The following is a 17,880-nucleotide window of genomic DNA, read 5'->3' on the forward strand; positions in this document are numbered from 1 at the left end:
ACTTCAGTTTTTTAGAGATTCGTAAGGATACTGGCTTAAATTATGCCAATCGCTATTGGAATGATCGAGACTAGAGGCTTTCCCGCAATTGTAGAAGCGGCTGATGCTATGGTCAAAGCAGCTCGTGTCACCCTTGTGGGTTACGAGAAGATCGGCAGCGGAAGGGTAACTGTCATCATTAGAGGAGATATCTCTGAAGTGAAAGCCTCGATCGCTGCTGGTGTTGAAGGTGCCAATCGAGTTAATGGGGGCGAAGTTGTTTCGACTCACACCATTGCTCGACCACATGAGAACCTAGAGTATGTGCTACCTATTCGTTATACGCGAGAAGTAGAACAATTTGCCTTTTAAGTTTGCCTTTTAAGGTTGCCTTTTAAATATGCTTTTTAAGATTGTCTCAAAAAGACACTCGAAAAAAGGTATCAAAAGACTAAATTTTCATTAATTTCATTATTTGTTTTTTAGGAGAACATGAATTATGGCGATCGCAGTTGGAATGATTGAAACCCTTGGTTTCCCTGCCGTTGTAGAAGCAGCAGATGCTATGGTCAAGGCTGCTCGCGTAACCTTGGTTGGCTACGAAAAGATCGGTAGCGGTCGTGTGACCGTAATCGTTCGTGGCGACGTATCCGAAGTGCAAGCTTCTGTAGCCGCTGGTACTGAGTCTGTCAAACGTGTAAACGGCGGACAAGTGCTTTCCACCCACATCATTGCTCGTCCTCACGAAAACCTCGAATACGTTCTACCTATTCGCTACACCGAAGAAGTCGAGCAATTCCGTGACAATGTTAACTCTATCCGTCCTATGAATCGTCCATAGTTAGGTTTTAACTAGCGCTGCCGCTTTTTATGCTTGGGTAGCAGCATCGCTTTTGTCCAGCACTTGACTTGTTCGTATTCACACCTATTTACGTACTTATGGTTACGTACTTATAACGATATGCAAATCGCTAAAGTTTGCGGTACGGTCGTCAGTACCTATAAGGAGTCCAATTTATCTGGAACCAAGTTTCTGCTTTTGCAGCTTGTCGATCTGCAAGGGCAGTTGCTTTCAGAATATGAAGTGGCAACTGATACAGTTGGCGCTGGCGTGGATGAATGGGTGTTATTCACCCGTGGAAGTGGAGCAAGACAGGTGCTGAACAGCGAGAATCGTCCGATTGATGCAGCAGTTATTGCGATCATCGACACAGTGAGCCTGAGCGATCGCACTCTCTATAGCAAAAAATATAGTGAGAGAATGCAATAGTGGTTTTTATTAATAAATTATTAATAAATTATTAATAACTCATTAAAATTTACTAATAATTTATTAGCAAGTACCACCTAATATTCAGAACTAATCAGAACTAAATATTCAAAGTTAATTCAAAGTTAGATATTCGGCAATCAGCGCTAGTCAATAATATTTCTCCAACGTTGTTGATTAAGTTGTTATTTGGAGGAGTACTTTTAAGCTCTTATAGTCTAGGTTTTGCGAATCGAGATATAGGCAAAAATCTTAGAAGTGCAGATTCATTATGGTAGTTCGTAGCTTTGCTGCCCCACCTACACCTTGGTCTAGGAATTTGGCAGAACCCCAAATCGATCCATCCGCCTACGTCCATTCTTTTTCCAATCTAATTGGCGACGTATATATCGGCGCTAATGTTTTGATTGCTCCAGGCACCTCAATTCGTGCGGATGAGGGCAATCCTTTTCACATTGGTAATAGTACAAACGTCCAAGATGGGGTTGTTATTCATGGGCTCGAAAAGGGTCGCGTGATTGGCGATGACGGAAAAGAATATTCCGTTTGGATTGGCGATAGCACCTCAATCACGCACATGGCGTTAATTCACGGTCCCGCGTATGTTGGCAATAATTGCTTTATTGGGTTCCGCTCGACGGTATTTAATGCGCGAGTTGGAGACGGCTGTATTATTTCCTTACATGCTCTCGTCCAAGATGTAGAAATTCCTGCGGGTAGATATGTTCCCTCTGGTGCAGTGATTACAACGCAGCAACAAGCCGATCTGCTACCGAATGTACGGGAATCAGACCAAAATTTTGCGAGTCATGTTATCGGTATCAACGATTCCTTGCGACAGGGCTATCGCTGTGCTGCTGATATTGCCTGCATTACACCGATTCGCCAGCAACAGAATTCGTCACCGCCCATTAGCAACTCTGCTGTTAGCCCGCAAATTAAGAAGCAAGATTTTAATCAAACTAATCAAACCAATCAAAATTTTACAAATTCAAGTACAAACTCAAGTACATACCCAAGCACAAATACAAACGCACAGAGGAACGAACCTATGACTGGGGATTTAGCGCAGCAAATACGACAACTCTTAGCTCAGGGATATCATGTCGCGGCGGAGTATGCCGATGAGCGTCGATTCCGCACTGGATCTTGGCAATCCTGTGCAATTCCACACTCATCTGAAGCCTCAACCGTAATTTCGGCAGTTCAAGCGGCACTGGTCGAAAATGAAGGCGAGTACGTACGTTTATTTGGTGTAGATCCCAAGGCAAAGCGTCGTCTTACCGAAACTATCATCCAACGTCCTAGCGACAAGCCTGCGGTAATCAGTAACACCAACTCTAATGGGGCTAGCCCTAGCTACAGCGCGCCAAAAGCTTCGTCTAATGGCGCAGCTAGCAGTAGCAATGCTGATATTGCTGGTCAAGTACGCCAACTCCTTGCCCAAGGCTATCGCATTAGTACTGAGTATGCCGATGCTCGCCGTTTTCGTTCGGCTGCATGGATGACTGGTCCTGCGATCGATGCTTCAAGCGAATCCAGCGTTATTGCGGCTTTAAATAATATCTTGGCAGAGCATGAAGGTGAGTATGTACGTTTAGTAGGAGTCGATCCTAAAGCTAAGCGTCGTGTAGTCGAAACCATCATTCAACGAGCTGACGGCAATGCGGTGAGCATTGGTCAGTCCAGCGGCGGTAATGCTACGACCAGTTATAGCGCTCCTCGCAGTAGCAATGGTAATGGTGCTGCCAGTGATGTATCGACAACCGTGGGGCAGCTTTTGGCGCAAGGTCATCGGATTAGTGTCGAACATGCTGATGAGCGTCATTTTCGGACAACTTCTTGGCAAACCCTTCCTGCCATCACTGCAAATAGCCCATCGGCAGCGATCGCTGCTTTAGAGTCCTATATTGCTGAATATAGTGATGAATATGTGCGTCTTGTGGGTGTGGATACCAAAGCAAAACGTCGGGTGGTGGAATTGCTAGTACATCGTCCTGGCGGTCAACCCATTGCCGCAACAAGGACGGCGGTTAAGGTCAGTAACTCTAGTAATAGTTCCTACGGTGGTGGTGCTGCTGGCAAACTCAGCGCGGATATGTTGGCGCGGATTCGTCAGCTATTGTCTCAAGGCTATCGTATCGGTACAGAACATGCGGATGAGCGTCATTTCCGTACTAGTTCTTGGCATAGCTGCTCACCGATCGCAGCGGCAAATGAGTCTGAAGTAATTCGGGCTTTAGAAGCTTGTCTGGCGGAACATGGCGATGAATACGTGCGTTTGCTCGGTATTGATACCAAGGCAAAGCGCCGCGTATTTGAAGGCATTATCCAACGCCCTGCTAAGTAGGATTGTTTTTGTTTTCCAATGAGTACACACTCATTGGAAAACCGCAATAAATGATGATTTTAGAGATGATTTTAGAGAGCCTCGCGAAGCGAGGTTCTCTATCCAAGCCTATATAAAATCGGGTTTGACTACAAAGCTATACCAATTCACAAAAGTGTTGTCACACTTTCGTGAATTAAAAACTAAACCTAGTCAGGGTTTTCGAGTTAAGAAATGGCTACGCCATTTCTTAACTCGGTATTAGGTGATCTCAAGGTCATCGAATTAAAGAATTTAACAATTAATGTAATGCAATCGAACTACTTACCACCTTTAGAACCGATCGGAGATTTTCGCTCCTACGTTTGTGGGGATGTAGTAATCGATCAGAATGCAGCGATCGCCTCGGGAGTTTTGATTCAAGCTGATTTGGGAAGCCGTATTACCATTGCTGCGGGTGCATGTATTGGCATGGGGGCTGTACTTCATGCCCAAGATGGATTATTAGAAATTGGGGCTGGGGCAAATTTGGGGGCTGGGGTGCTGGTTTATGGCAATAGCAAGATCGGAGAAGGAGCCTGCATAGGCGCATCGAGTTCCATTGTGCGGGCGGTGATTGCCAAAGGGGCGATCGTCCCTCCTTGCTCCTTGATCAGTGGCTTAGAGCAGAGTGCGGCGGAAAAAGAAACAAGCCCTGCGATCGCCCAAGAATTGGAGATGGGCAGTAGTGCCACTTCACCTACAAATCATTCTTTCACCCACACTTATTCCTCTGCAAAACCCTTAGCTAGCCAACCTTTAGGCAATCAGTTCATGCAGGGCTCGATATTTAGAAAAGGGATTGCCCAAAATGCGGCTAACTCTATGGCTGAGGATGCCATCTCTGATAACTTTATCGAACGCTCAACCACGGAAACCTACTTGCATACTAGCGTCACCGCTACCCCTGAGAGTGTGATTGCTAATTCTATTGAACGGACAGTAACCGAGACTCAAGTTGAAATTCCTACGGAAGCGATCGGTGAGCGATCGCTAGAAACTGTCACCTCGACCAATGAACAAATTGAGCAAATTCCTGATGAAGTAAAGCCGATGGAAGCAGATATGTCAGCACTTGCAGTGAATTCAGCACAGGCTAAAGCCTATGCCCAATCCCAAATTAATCGCTATATCAAACGACTCTATCCCCAAAATTAAAAACGAAAGCCAGAGAGCGTACCGCCCGCTATGCGGGCGGTACGCTCTCTGGCTTTAATACCAAATCACAAAATGGCGTAGCCATTTTTAGTTCTGGTATTAAATCATCCAGATAGCTCATCCACCTAGAGCTTTGCAAGCTTTGATAAAGCCCATAAATTTAGAAGTAGCCCGAAAAGGCATCTCTCTAATTTTATGGGCTTTATTTATGGGCTTTATGCTGTAGGGGTTAGAAATAATTGCTAAATGTGATGATAATCACTGCAAACCTGACGCTTAAATTACATTCTTATATGGCTTAGGCGATTATCATACAGTTTAGTTATATTTCCCCTTTATGACTAAACTGGCAATTAGTCTCTAGGTAACAAGTTTATAAATAGTACTCAGCTAAAGTTCGGGAAACAAAAAGACGTAAATTTTAGTCACTGCGCTCGTTGGGACAACATTGTTGGAGGAATATGAAGATGAATAGCACATTTAGCATCAAATCTAGTATCGCCTTGCTAGTTTTGGGTGTTGCTATGCTTGCAGCCCCCAAACAACCAGCAAAATCAACGTTAGACGCGCTTATTGGTTACCAACCTGAGATCGCCGCCTCAGCCTTGGGCGCGATCGCCAGTACTATGCAATATGAAATTGTTTAGTCCAAAATTCATCCAGTAAACGCGGTAATAATTGTCGTTTTTACTAGATGAATTTTGAAACAAACATTTACTGAACTTGCTAGAAAACAAACTAGACAAAAAACTAGACAAAAAACTAGAAAACAAAAAAGAGAAGCATCGTCAAGCAATACCTCTCTTTTCTGTTTTTTCCTACAGTGACCGATAGATAAAACGGTAGAATATTAAAGACAATTTTTGGCTTTGGTGGACAAGGGGCAATTTTGGAAAAAGGTACGCTAATCGAAGTGAAATTGCATGGCGATCGCCGCCTTGTCGTAATTGATCGTCCTGAAGGGAAAAAACACTTTCAAGCGATCGATGAAAATGGGAACAGCCATACCATCCATCCCCGTGAAATAAATTACACCATCAAAGCGAATGGCGAAAGCGCCAATTTCACCTACACCCAAATTCCTTCATTTTTACAAAAGGTCGAAAAATTTCTCGATCCCAGCAGCCTAGAAGTGGCTTGGGAGATTTTGATTGAAGAAAATCAGGCAACAAATCCCACCAGCCTTGCCAACCTTTTGTTTTCTGAAGCCTCAGCGGTTACCTGTTATGCATCCTATTGCTTATTAAATAATGACAAGATTTACTTTAAGCAGAAAGGGGATCTCTACGAGCCGCGATCGAGTTCGCAAGTCTCAGAACTAAAGCATCAAGCGGAAGCTGCTGCCCAACGAGCTAAATTAATTGAAGAGTTTCAACAAAAGCTATCAACTAGGTTATCTGGCAGTGAGGTAACTTGGACTGCAAGCGATCGCAGTCGGCTGGACTGTCTGGAACGCTATGCCCTCTATGGTGATGAGGCTTCAGACAAGTCCGCCGCCCAAGAGCTATTAACCTTTGCCAAGCGCTCTAAAAACGAACAGTCCGCCTTTCAAATGCTCGTTGATTTAGGCATTTGGAACGAACATGAAAACCTTAACTTACTGCGTAGTCAAGTCCCCCTACATTTTGCCAATGAGGTGGTTGCGGCTGCCCAAGATTGTCTAACTGCGCCAATACCTGACAATATGCAGGACTTGCGGCGCGATCTCACCCATCTCCATGTTTATACGATTGACGATATCAGCACGACGGAAATTGATGATGGACTGAGTATTGAAACGCTCAGCGATGGTGGCAAACGTATATGGATTCACATTGCCGATCCGACTCGATGGCTCGATCCTGATAGTCCCTTAGATAAGGATGCACGCAAGCGGGGCACAAGTGTCTACTTGCCCACGGGGGTGATCCCCATGTTCCCGATCGAGTTAGCCACAGGTCCCATGAGCTTGATCGAAAATAAGGTCTGCCATGCGCTTTCGTTTGCCGTCGATCTAGATCGGGTTGGTGCGGTTGCCCATTATGAAATTGTGGCAAGTTTAGTAAAGCCAAACTATCGCCTCACCTATGAAGATGTAGAAGAAATGTTGCAACTAGGGGTAGAGGACGATCTCGATCGCCTTGCCGACTTTGCCCGTCTCCGCAAAAAATGGCGCGTCGAGCAGGGGGCGATCGAAATTCACTTACCCGATACTACGGTCAAGGTCAATTCTCAGAGTGGCGATGGCTTGACCTTAGAACTAATGGAAGATACTTTTTCGCGACAATTGGTTGCGGAGATGATGATTCTTGCGGGGGAAGTAGCTGCAAAATTTGCCCAAGCCAATAATATTCCCATTCCCTATCGATATCAGGAACAGCCCGAATTGCCTCCTCTCGATACTTTGATGCAATTGCCATCGGGACCTGTGCGCGAATTTGCGATCTGTCGCTGCATGACCAAAGGTTCCTTAGGTTTATATGCTTCGCGTCATTCAGGTTTGGGGCTTGATGCCTATGCTCAGGTAACTTCGCCGATTCGTCGTTACAGCGATCTGCTTGCCCATTGGCAAATCAAAGCTTTTTTGCGACAGGAATCTTTGCCCTTTACGGCGGAAATGCTCACGGCGATTTTGCAGGCGATCGATCCTGCGATTTGGGATGCTAATCAGGTTGAGAAACAATCAGTTCGTTATTGGAGCCTAGAATATCTGCGCCGCAATAAGGATGTGGTGTGGGAAGCCCTCATGTTGGATTGGTTGCGCGAAAATGAAAAACTAGCGTTAGTGCTGATCGAAGATTTAGGTTTGAAGTTACCTATGCGAATTAATCGTCAGATTCAAGTAGGTGATAATCTGCGCATTAAGACGGGTGAAGTCGATCCCCGCAAGGATATTATTTATTTTCAAGAGGCGCAGCAATCCACTTCCCTTTTAGAAATGGAAATGGAACGGGATAGCGATCGCCTTGAATCTGAGTACGCAACTCTCTAAATCTCGCCAATACTTTCGTCAATAATTTCGCAAATAAACTTCTGCATTTTCCTTAATGGTCGTGGAATCTCTATTTATGCGCCGCCCCTGTCTGCTTTACCAAAGCGATCGCCCAATTCCCTATCTCACAGCATGGCAATGGCAAAAAGAGCTAGTAGCGGAGCGCAAACAAGCAAGACGTGAGGGTAAGGATTTACCCGATGTGTTATTGCTGGTAGAACATCCTGCTGTTTATACCCTTGGTCAAGGTTCAAGTTTGGAATTTCTCAAATTCAAGCTTGATGAACCTGATATCGAGTGTCATCGCATTGAGCGAGGTGGAGAAGTTACGCACCATGCGATCGGGCAGTTAGTCGCCTATCCTATTTTGAATTTGGATCACCATCAACATGATTTACATTGGTACTTGAGGCAGCTTGAAGAGGTAATTATTCAAGTTCTAGCTAAATTTAATGTAACTTCAAAGCGTATTCAAGGCTTAACGGGTGTGTGGATTGATAATGCTGGTCAAGCTCAAAAGATCGCGCAAGTTGGAATTAAAGTAAGTCAATGGATTACAATGCATGGCTTTGCGCTAAATGTATGTATGGACTTAACAGGATTTAACCGCATTGTTCCCTGCGGAATCTCTGATTGCCAAGTTTGTAATCTGAATCAATTTGTACCAGATATTGAGTTTGTAAAAGTAAAAAAGGCGATCGCGCAAACCTTCGCTGAAATATTTAATTTGGAAATGCAATTTCAAGCGATCGTCTAAAAAGTATAATTACCAATTTCTAATCTTTGATAAATTACCAGATAGTTTTGACGGGATACTGTGCGATCGCCCCACCTAATGTTATTAGCGATAAGTCTTCAACTAAACTTTGGGCAATCAATAGGCGATCAAATGGATCTTTATGGAAGTTAGGCAAACTATTAATTCTTAAAATGTGAGACATCTGGACGGGAAGGATCTCAAACTGATTAGAGGCAATACGACTGGGAATATAGATTTCTGGCGGTTCAGATAGAGAAAGTTTTCAAGTACCAACTTTGATAATAATTTCCCAAGCGCTGACAACGCTAAAGTAAATTTCGTTATTTGGATCGCTAATGATCTCTTTGGCGTTGGCAGATATTTGTGGATCATCAGCAACCCACCAAAGAAAGGTATGGGTATCAAGTAATATTTTCATGCCCATTAGCCTAGAAAGTCAGCAAGAATTTCATCAGGTAATGGAGCATTAAAGTCGGGAGCGATAAAAATTTTGCCTTTGTCTTGTCCTGCTACGCGAGGTTGACGTTTCCTTTTGCTAGGTGTAATTGTTGCTACTGCTATGCCGTTTTCACAGATGATGATTTCTTCGCCAAGCAGGACTTGTCCCATTAATTGAGAAAATTGTTGACTGGCTTCGGGGATGGTGACGGTAATAGTCATAATTTTTTGATTTTATTAATATATTTTATGAAGAAAGGTATTGATACTTCTTAATATTAAGAGAAAAAAGTATAGTATTGTTCAATTAAGTATTTATAAGAATTTGTATATTCATGAAAGAAGTTCGCATTACAGATCTTGATGAATTAGCTCTTAAGGTAAGAGATCAAATATCTCGTTCTTATATTTTAGAAGCAATAGATGCATACCGAGGAGGTGCATATCGTTCATCGATTATATCAGTGTGGATTGCAGTGAATTTTGACATCATTTCAAAGATAAGGGAATTGGCAAATCGCGGTGATAAGATGGCGCATGATTTTGTAAATACTCTAGATAAAGCTATTGAGAAAAGAGATATTAAAGAATTACAGAGGATTGAAGAAAATTTATTACATAAGGCGGAAATTGATTATGAGTTTGTAAATAATCAAGAAAAATACGATCTTGAACAACTTAAAAATGATCGTAACCTTTGCGCTCATCCTGCTTTTATAGCTGAAGATAAGCTATTTGAACCTGAACCAGAAAGAGTGAGGATGCATATAGTCCATGCTATTAAATATTTATTACAACATCCGCCTATTCAGGGCAAGAGTGCTATTGAAAGGATTGTAAGAGATATCAAAAGTATAGGTTTTCCTGACACCTTAGAAGAAGCATCTATTTTTTTGAACGCAAGGTATTTGGATAGTTCAAAAAAGGTATTAGTTAAAAATATTGTTGTTTTACTTTTAAAGGCAATCCTGCATGGTAACTTAACAGATCTTCCATTATCGAATTATTCAAGACGAATTTTCCTAACTTTACAATCTGTTTCTAAGCGACATCCAAATATTTATGAAGAGACAATTCAATCAAACCTTTTAAAGATGATAGAAGCCTTAGATGATGAATGTCTACCGAATATCTGTCAATTGATTGCATCAGATCCTAGATGTTGGAATTGGTTAGATGAAGCTACTAAAAGTCAGCTAAAAGCCTATATTAAATTGAGTCCCAATCAAACGAATATTCATACATCTATTTTTATGATGATTGTAATAAGCGATCTGAAGTCAATTATTATCGAAATATTTAACAAACTTCCTACATTAAAACAGGTAACTATCATTAAGTTAATACCCCAGCCAGAGTTTGCAGAACAAGCTATTAAATTATATTCAGGAGCTAGCAGTTATAGAGGTGCTGAAAGCTTAGGTGAGTCATTAATTCTCCCTATGGTTGGCTGTTTTTGTTTAACTGATATTCAAAAAATTCTTAAAGTTGTCCAAGAAAATGATCAAATCTATGATGCTGGAGGCACACCAAAAATTATGCTTGAGATGTATGAAAAAACTAATCAGTATCTCTCAAGTCTGAAAGAAAATTGGAAGGAACTTTTTAAAGTTCTATGGGATAAAAAATACTCATACTGGTACGAACAAGATCCAAAATTAGACGTTTGGGATGATAGTGGCTGGGCAAGTTTAGCAAATCATCTTAAATCAGTCGGTATTAAATTACCGCCAGAGTAGATGGGTAGAAAGTACTGAACTGTGCGATCTTGTACTAAAACTCTGATGTTAACTTTATCGATGGTGAAGTGCTGAATACATCTCATAAGATTGCATAACTTACCGCAAAATCTGAATTAATAACAATCTTACATACTTAGGGAAACTTTATGACAGTAAGACAGCCCCGATATAGCAAAGAAGAATTCGCTAGGCGTGGCGATGAGATTTATGAAACTCAGGTGCGCCCACAGGTCGAAACGGGTAATTATGGCAAAATTGTTGCCATTGATATTGAAACAGGAGCCTTTGAAGTTGCTGATGAGATATTGACTGCAACAGGTAGCCTATTCAAACGCATTCCTGATGCTCAACCTTGGATCGTTCGCATTGGACATAGAGCTGTTCATCGGTTTGGTGCAAGGAGCCTTAAAAAAACATATGATTCATGGTGTAGTTAATCAAAGCTGTGAAGAAACAATTCCACTAGTCATCATCAACGAAAAGAAACAGACCAAACTGATTGATGCTGTTATTGATACAGGCTATACAGGTTACTTAAGCTTACCAAGTGAAATTATTGAAACTTTAGACTTACCTTGGACAGGGGTTGATCGGGGGACTTTAGGTGATGGCAGTGAAGTGACCTTTGAGGTTTATGCAGCAACAATCATTTGGGATGGTCAATACCGAACTATTCCAGTCAATGAAGCAGAAACAGATCGCTTCGTTGGGATGAGCTTACTTTATGGTTATGACTTACGAATTCGCGCTATAGAAGTCGGTAATACCAATTCCCAAAAGTGTGGCTACACTTTTGGGAATTGAAAACCAAACCCAGTAAGGGTTTTAAAATCACAAAATGGCGTAGCCATTTTGTGATTTGGTATAAAGTAGAAATTGAATTACCAGAATAAAAAAGCGCCCCTTAGGGCGCTTCTTTATTTATTACGAAGTAGCTAGCGTACGACGCTTGGTGACCATGCGGAAGGCTTCGATGATATCGCCTTCTTTCCATGTGGTGAATTTAGCAAGGGAGATACCGCACTCAAATCCAGCGGCGACTTCCTTAGCGTCGTCCTTAACCCGTCGCAGCGAGTCAAGCACGGCGGCATGGACAACCTCATTGCCACGTTTGACACGGACATTACAGTTGCGAACCAGCTTGCCATTTTGGACATAGCAGCCAGCCACAGCACCCTTACCAATTGTAAAGATCGCTCGGACTTCAGCTTGACCGAGATACTCCTCGACCATTTCAGGATCGAGTAAGCCCTCCATCGCATCTTGGATATCTTCCAAGAGCTTATAGATGACGTTGTAATCGCGGAAGTCAACACCGAGGTCGTCAGCAGCCTGTCTTGCTCCAGGAGCCATCGTAGTGTTAAAGCCAAGCACGACCGCCGAGCTAGCTGCTGCCAAACTAATATCGTTTTCGGTGATTTCCCCAGGAGCAGAGAGGAGGATGCGGAGTTGGACTTCGCGTTGAGGTAGTTGAGCCAAGGAGCCGAGAATTGCTTCGAGGGAGCCTTGTACGTCTGCCTTGAGGATGATATTGAGTTCCTTGAGGTCGCCTTCCTTGACCTTCTCGGACAAAGTACCGAGGGTGACACGGCGGGAAGCCATTGCCTGAACCAAGCGGGCTTGGCGTTGATCCATGGTGCGTTGATCAGCGATCGCCCGAGCTTGTTTTTCGTCTAGATAGACTTCAAACTCATCACCTGCCGCAGGGACATCGCCCAGTCCGAGGACTTCGACAGCAAAGGATGGCGAAGCTTTATCGACGCGCACGCTGCGATCGTCAACCATCGCCCTGACCTTACCAAAGGCAGCACCAGCCACGAAGATGTCACCCACACGCAACGTACCGTTCTGGACGAGCAAGGTGGCTACAGGTCCCTTAGCCTTATCGAGGTGAGCTTCGATGACCGTGCCCTTAGCCGTACGGTTGGGGTTAGCTTGTAAGTCTTCAACTTCAGCAACCAGCAAGATCATTTCCAGTAAGGTATCAAGATTCTCACGCTTGATCGCACTGACGGGAACCATGATGGTGTCGCCACCCCATTCTTCCGCAATAAGGGAATATTCCGTTAATTCTTGACGAATGCGATCGGGCTGAGCCTCGATCTTGTCAACCTTGTTAATGGCAACAACAATAGGTACTTTCGCAGCACGAGCATGACTGATGGCTTCAATGGTCTGGGGTTGGACTCCATCATCGGCAGCAACAACCAGTACGGCAATGTCAGTAACCTTCGTACCACGCGCACGCATGGCGGTAAAGGCTTCGTGCCCAGGGGTGTCGAGGAAGACGATCTGCTGTTTTTGACCGTTATGTTCGACATCAACGTGGTATGCACCAATATGCTGGGTAATACCACCTGCTTCTCCTTGAGCCACCTTACTCTTACGAATGGCATCCAGCAATGTGGTTTTACCATGGTCAACGTGCCCCATGATGGTCACTACGGGAGGACGACGTTGAAGCTTATCAAGGTCGCCAACATCGATCATTTCCGTCTTGAGTGCTAGCTCTACGACTTCAGGATCATGTACCTCATAGCCCAACTCTGCCGCTACCATCTTGGCAGTACCGACATCGAGCGTCTGGTTAATATTCGCCATGATCCCCTTCATGAATAGGGTGCGAATTACCTCGGTCTCAGAGAGTACTAAGCGCTTAGCAAGTACGGCTACGGTCATGCCCTCTTCGATCTCAACGGAAGTAGGCTTTTCAGGAATGACCTCGACTTGTTGGTGACGACGATCGCGACTAGGTGCGGATTTTCTACCCTTTTGCGTTGGCTTAATATCTGCCGCCATCGTTGGCTTCGATGGCACGGCGATCGCCTTAGGACGAGCCGCAGGACGAGCTAGGGACAGACTGATCTGCGCAAGCTCGTTAGCCGCATCAAGATCGGCGGCATCGTCATCATCATCAGCAAAGTCACGCAGATAGCGCTTGGGCTTGTTGAGACGATTCTTTTCTTTTAGCTCAAGAAGATCTTTTTCTTCTTCTTCCTTGGACTTGCCCTTACGCTTGTTAGCTTTATTCGGTAAGGTTGGCTTTTCTAAAAGTTCAGGCAATACGGGGGCAAACCCACCTACGGTTTCAGGCTTTTTGCCAGTTTTATCGGCAATGACGGGCTTTTCGGGAGCACGCATCAAGGTGGGCATCGGTGGACGCAAATTATGGGGTGGTTCGGTAGGAGCAGTGATCCCCCTTTCAATGAGTACCGAGTCCTTGACTAATTTAGGTCCACGGCTCTGCGGTCTGCCACCAGCAGGAGCTGCCACAGGTTGTTCGACGGGTTTATTGAGCTTTGGTCTTTCGGGCTTGTTAACCTTTGCTGTTTCTTGATTCCCCTCCGCTGAAATTGCCGCAACCCTAGTCTGTTCCGACTTACTCTGGTTGGATTTTGCCGAAACTCGTGACTCATCGGATGGTCTGGCGGCAGGTGGCTTAGGCGCAATAATAACTTTTGGAGTGACCGCAGGCGTTTTGGGACGCTCTGGGGCAACGGGCTTGTTTAACTTAACTTGAGGTGGTGACACGCTCACTAAGGCTTGCTTGGGTACCAAAGGGCGCTCGGTCTTTTCGGTCTGCGATCGCGGCTCTACCTTAGGAGTCTCCTTTCTTGGGGTCTGTTCTTTCGCAACGACTGGTTCCTTAGGCGTTTGCTTGACTGGGTTTGCCTTTGTTGCCGCCTCTTCAACTGGAGCCTTGACTGGGATCGCCACAGAAGCAGTCTTTTCTGGGGACTTGGGAGGGATAGGAGGCGCAATTAATTCCGATCTTGGTGCCGTGGGCTGAGGTTCTTTGATCGTTTTAGGAGTTACTGGTGGGGTCAATGCTGTTTCTGATGTCAATTCAATTTTGGACGCAGTAGTGGACGCAGTAGTGGTTTCGGGCAGATCGACCTCTAGGACAGAGGGACGAAGCGGAGGCTTAACTAATGGAGAAGCAGAGGGCATGGGCAAGGAAGGGTTAATAACAGCAGTTTTGGCAGGAGGTTCTGAGCTAAGCTCAGGGATCGGACTAGATGAATTAAGTGGAGGTGAATTAGGTTGGGGAGTGAGAGGAGGTACAGCTCCTACATTACCAGAGACAGGCGGAGTATTCAGACGAATCGTAGGCTTGGTAACGGCAAGAATTTGCTGCTTAGCAGTACGAGCCTCAGATTCTTTGGTCTTTGCCGCAGTCACAGATTTCTTTTCAGAAGCTCTGGTATCGGCAGTCTTAGGGTGTTGTTGAGGGGCTTTGATGCGTACCAATTCCGCCTCTGATTCTGTAATTGTACTACTATGACTTTTAACAACTATATTTAACTGCTCGCATACTGCGATTACATCTTTGGTGTCGAGGTCTAACTCTCGTGAGAGTTCATATAGTCGAACTCGATTGCTTATACTCATTGCTTACTCTGCCCTGCGTAACTGTTGTACACGATGAAATTGAATTTACATAGAAGTTGCTTCCTATCTTTTGCTAGGTTGAATTACATTGACTGAATTACATTGACCATAGTTAATCTTAGAAGCGCCTAGCTATCCCTGCGGCACAGGCTAGCCCGAATAGTTTTCAAGTCAGTTTCAATTTTTAGATGAAACTACTATAGCTATTATTACTCATACAACCTAGTAATATGAGAAGTTAGATAACTTAGCTCATAGAATTTGGCAAAATCTCATTCAGTTTACTAGCTCTTGTACATTAACCCTAAACACAATTTTTGAGAAGAGATTTTTTGGAATATAGCTCTTTATGTCGATATTAAGCTCAAATCCAGACAATGTAATACTTTGCTTGGTAATACGTTGCTTGGTCTCACCTAAAGATTTAAGGTACTGTACTAATGGTCTGAGTAAGCTTTTAGGGTTTTTTAGGGTTTCTAGTTGGCTAACTTAATTGTCCTCACCTTTGATAGTTGTTTACATTAATTTACTTTAAGGTAGGATCGGGTTATCTCTCATGTTTTGTCGCTCTAAGGTTTTGACTCGCTTTCCCAATTATTTTGATACTTAGTTTTGATGAGTACCTCAGCATAATTAAAATCCAGAGCTAAAACCTGCGGCGAACGCGCAGTGTGAGCCGCAGGTTTTAGGGTTTCATATTTAATTAAGCCCATTTACTTATTTAGTTTTGATATTTTGATATTTAGTTTTGATATTTATGACCAACGTACCCGTCTCCCGCATTCGTAACTTTTCAATCATTGCCCATATCGATCATGGTAAGTCTACGCTTGCCGATCGCTTGTTGCAATTTACAGGCACCGTGGCGGATCGGGATATGAAAGCGCAGTTTCTCGACAACATGGACTTAGAGCGAGAGCGGGGAATTACGATTAAACTGCAAGCGGCGCGGATGCGCTATCAGGCTCTCAATGGTGATGAATATACGATTAATTTGATTGATACCCCAGGACATGTGGACTTTTCCTACGAGGTGTCGCGGAGCTTGGCGGCTTGTGAAGGGGCTTTGCTGGTAGTGGATGCATCGCAGGGAGTGGAGGCGCAGACTCTGGCTAATGTTTACTTAGCCTTGGCCAACGATCTCGAAATTGTCCCCGTTTTGAATAAGATCGATTTACCAGGAGCCGATCCTGATCGCATTGCCCATGAAATTGAAGAATTAATTGGCTTAGACTGTTCGGATGCAATTCATGCCTCGGCAAAACAGGGGATCGGAATTCGCGAGATCCTTGAAGCGATCGTTTTAAAAGTTCCACCCCCTAAGGATACGGTCGATCAGCCTTTACGCGCTTTGATCTTTGATAGCTACTACGATGCCTATCGAGGGGTAATCGTTTACTTTCGTGTGATGGATGGCACGGTCAAAAAAGGCGATCGCGTTAAGTTTATGGCTTCGGGACAGGAATATGTCATCGACGAACTCGGTATATTAGCTCCTGGACAAATCCAAGTTGACGAACTACATGCGGGTGAAGTGGGTTATCTAGCGGCGGCGATCAAGATGGTTGCCCATGCGCGGGTCGGTGACACGATTACCTCCGCGATCGATTCTGCACCTGAGCCTTTTCCTGGCTATGAAGAAGCTAAGCCCATGGTTTTCTGCGGGATGTTTCCTACGGATGCCGATCAGTTTGAAGAATTACGTGAAGCTTTAACCAAACTCAAGCTCAACGACGCAGCACTCAACTACGAACCCGAAACCTCAAACGCGATGGGCTTCGGATTCCGTTGCGGATTTTTGGGGATGTTGCATATGGAGATCGTGCAGGAGCGGCTCGAACGCGAGTACAACCTCGATCTGATTGTGACAGCACCATCGGTAATTTATCGAGTCACTACCAACACGGGCGAAATTTTAATGGTGGACAATCCCAGTGAGTTGCCGCCACCCAACGCAAGGCAATCGATCGAGGAGCCCTATGTCAAGCTCGAAATTATGACTCCCCAAATTTACATCGGCACATTGATGGAGTTATGTGTGGCAAGGCGGGGCGTATTTGTGGATACGAAGTACATCACCACGGAACGGGCAACCCTGATTTACGAACTACCCTTAGCGGAAATGGTGACGGATTTCTTCGATCAGATGAAGTCTCGCACCAAGGGCTATGCCAGCATGGAATATCAAGTCATCGGCTATCGTCCTAACGATCTTGTCCTTGTGGACATTCTCGTGAATGAGGAGCCTGTGGATGCCTTGGCCTGTATCGTCCATCGTGACAAGTCCTACAATGTCGGTCGGGCGCTGGTGTCGAAACTGCGGGAATTGATTCCCAAGCAACAGTTCCAGATTCCTATTCAAGCGGCGATCGGTTCTAAGATTCTTGCTCGGGAAAATATTTCAGCCTTGCGAAAGAATGTATTGAGTAAGTGCTATGGCGGCGATATTTCGCGGAAGAAGAAACTGTTAGAGAAACAAAAGAAAGGTAAAAAACGGATGAAGTCGATTGGAACCGTAGAAGTTCCACAAGCAGCGTTTATGGCAATTTTGCAACTGAATGGAGATTAGCCAATAAGCTGCCTAGTCAGCTTATTTGGTCATATATTTGCAAAATTAAAGCCCAAAAGAGGTTTGCCGCGCGGAGCGCGGCAAACCTCTTTTGGGCTTTAATTCCCAGCTACTTACCGACGTGCGCCCAAGAAATCGAGTTTGCCCAGTTCCACCCCACAATGTCTGAGAATATCGTAGGCAGTCGTTACGTGGAAATAGACATTGGGCAAAATGAAGAACAATAAATAGGC

At 44.4% G+C, this 17,880-nt stretch carries 17 protein-coding genes; 12 read left to right on the top strand and 5 right to left on the bottom strand.

Annotated elements, in window-relative coordinates; translation table 11 throughout:
• Positions 1–42 precede the first annotated feature (42 nt).
• The 8 genes from AC805_RS17805 to lipB all read left to right on the top strand — a co-directional run bounded on the left by AC805_RS17805 (position 43) and on the right by lipB (position 8,503).
• Positions 43–351, top strand: coding sequence for a carbon dioxide-concentrating mechanism protein CcmK (locus tag AC805_RS17805; protein ID WP_009625737.1), 309 nt, complete (start codon positions 43–45; stop codon positions 349–351).
• Positions 352–478: 127 nt separating this feature from the next.
• Positions 479–820: a carbon dioxide-concentrating mechanism protein CcmK gene (locus AC805_RS17810; RefSeq protein ID WP_009625736.1), complete on the top strand. Its 342-nt coding sequence runs from the start codon at positions 479–481 to the stop codon at positions 818–820.
• Positions 821–940: 120 nt separating this feature from the next.
• Complete coding sequence (locus AC805_RS17815) at positions 941–1,249, top strand: EutN/CcmL family microcompartment protein (RefSeq protein ID WP_055076631.1); 309 nt, start codon at positions 941–943, stop codon at positions 1,247–1,249.
• A 271-nt stretch (positions 1,250–1,520) separates the two neighbouring features.
• A complete protein-coding gene (locus AC805_RS17820) occupies positions 1,521–3,599 on the top strand; it encodes a ribulose bisphosphate carboxylase small subunit (RefSeq protein ID WP_055076632.1) in 2,079 nt (692 codons plus the stop codon).
• A 213-nt stretch (positions 3,600–3,812) separates the two neighbouring features.
• Entirely contained in the window at positions 3,813–4,775 is a 963-nt protein-coding gene (locus AC805_RS17825; protein WP_055076633.1) for a hypothetical protein, read from the top strand.
• Between the two features lie 467 nt (positions 4,776–5,242).
• On the top strand, positions 5,243–5,422 hold the full coding sequence (locus tag AC805_RS17830; protein WP_009626090.1) for a hypothetical protein: 180 nt from the start codon (positions 5,243–5,245) through the stop codon (positions 5,420–5,422).
• Positions 5,423–5,664: 242 nt separating this feature from the next.
• Entirely contained in the window at positions 5,665–7,746 is a 2,082-nt protein-coding gene (locus AC805_RS17835) for a ribonuclease catalytic domain-containing protein (RefSeq protein ID WP_055076634.1), read from the top strand.
• 76 nt (positions 7,747–7,822) lie between these two features.
• Complete coding sequence (lipB, locus tag AC805_RS17840; RefSeq protein WP_082429533.1) at positions 7,823–8,503, top strand: lipoyl(octanoyl) transferase LipB; 681 nt, start codon at positions 7,823–7,825, stop codon at positions 8,501–8,503.
• Between the two features lie 34 nt (positions 8,504–8,537).
• Here lipB and AC805_RS26940 read toward each other — a convergent pair whose 3' ends face one another.
• The 3 genes from AC805_RS26940 to AC805_RS17850 all read right to left on the bottom strand — a co-directional run bounded on the left by AC805_RS26940 (position 8,538) and on the right by AC805_RS17850 (position 9,166).
• Entirely contained in the window at positions 8,538–8,687 is a 150-nt protein-coding gene (locus AC805_RS26940) for a hypothetical protein (protein WP_231663583.1), read from the bottom strand.
• A gap of 81 nt (positions 8,688–8,768) precedes the next feature.
• Entirely contained in the window at positions 8,769–8,924 is a 156-nt protein-coding gene (locus AC805_RS26945) for a type II toxin-antitoxin system VapC family toxin (protein WP_231663598.1), read from the bottom strand.
• 5 nt (positions 8,925–8,929) lie between these two features.
• Positions 8,930–9,166, bottom strand: coding sequence for a type II toxin-antitoxin system Phd/YefM family antitoxin (locus AC805_RS17850; RefSeq protein WP_055076636.1), 237 nt, complete (start codon positions 9,164–9,166; stop codon positions 8,930–8,932).
• Between the two features lie 113 nt (positions 9,167–9,279).
• On the opposite strand from AC805_RS17850, the gene AC805_RS17855 reads away from it, so the two are divergent.
• The 3 genes from AC805_RS17855 (at position 9,280) to AC805_RS17865 (ending at position 11,490) form a co-directional block, all read left to right on the top strand.
• Complete coding sequence (locus tag AC805_RS17855; protein WP_055076637.1) at positions 9,280–10,683, top strand: hypothetical protein; 1,404 nt, start codon at positions 9,280–9,282, stop codon at positions 10,681–10,683.
• A gap of 149 nt (positions 10,684–10,832) precedes the next feature.
• Positions 10,833–11,123 (top strand): hypothetical protein, encoded by a 291-nt coding sequence (locus tag AC805_RS17860; protein ID WP_055076638.1) that lies wholly within the window; start codon positions 10,833–10,835, stop codon positions 11,121–11,123.
• Positions 11,104–11,490, top strand: a complete 387-nt coding sequence (locus AC805_RS17865) for a hypothetical protein (protein WP_055076639.1) — start codon at positions 11,104–11,106, stop codon at positions 11,488–11,490. The genes AC805_RS17860 and AC805_RS17865 overlap by 20 nt, the downstream gene beginning before the upstream one ends.
• A 120-nt stretch (positions 11,491–11,610) precedes the next feature.
• Here AC805_RS17865 and infB read toward each other — a convergent pair whose 3' ends face one another.
• A complete protein-coding gene (infB, locus tag AC805_RS17870) occupies positions 11,611–15,078 on the bottom strand; it encodes a translation initiation factor IF-2 (RefSeq protein ID WP_055076640.1) in 3,468 nt (1,155 codons plus the stop codon).
• Positions 15,079–15,835: 757 nt separating this feature from the next.
• Here infB and lepA point away from each other — a divergent pair.
• The gene (gene lepA, locus AC805_RS17875) at positions 15,836–17,647 is read left to right on the top strand and encodes a translation elongation factor 4 (protein WP_009628901.1); all 1,812 of its coding nucleotides are present in this window, start codon (positions 15,836–15,838) and stop codon (positions 17,645–17,647) included.
• A 113-nt stretch (positions 17,648–17,760) separates the two neighbouring features.
• Here lepA and AC805_RS24885 read toward each other — a convergent pair.
• On the bottom strand, positions 17,761–17,880 hold a 120-nt coding region (locus tag AC805_RS24885; protein WP_156341458.1), incomplete at its 5' end, for a DUF1993 family protein.

The organism is Pseudanabaena sp. 'Roaring Creek', from assembly GCF_001402795.1.
In the GTDB taxonomy this organism is placed as follows: Bacteria; Cyanobacteriota; Cyanobacteriia; order Pseudanabaenales; family Pseudanabaenaceae; genus Pseudanabaena.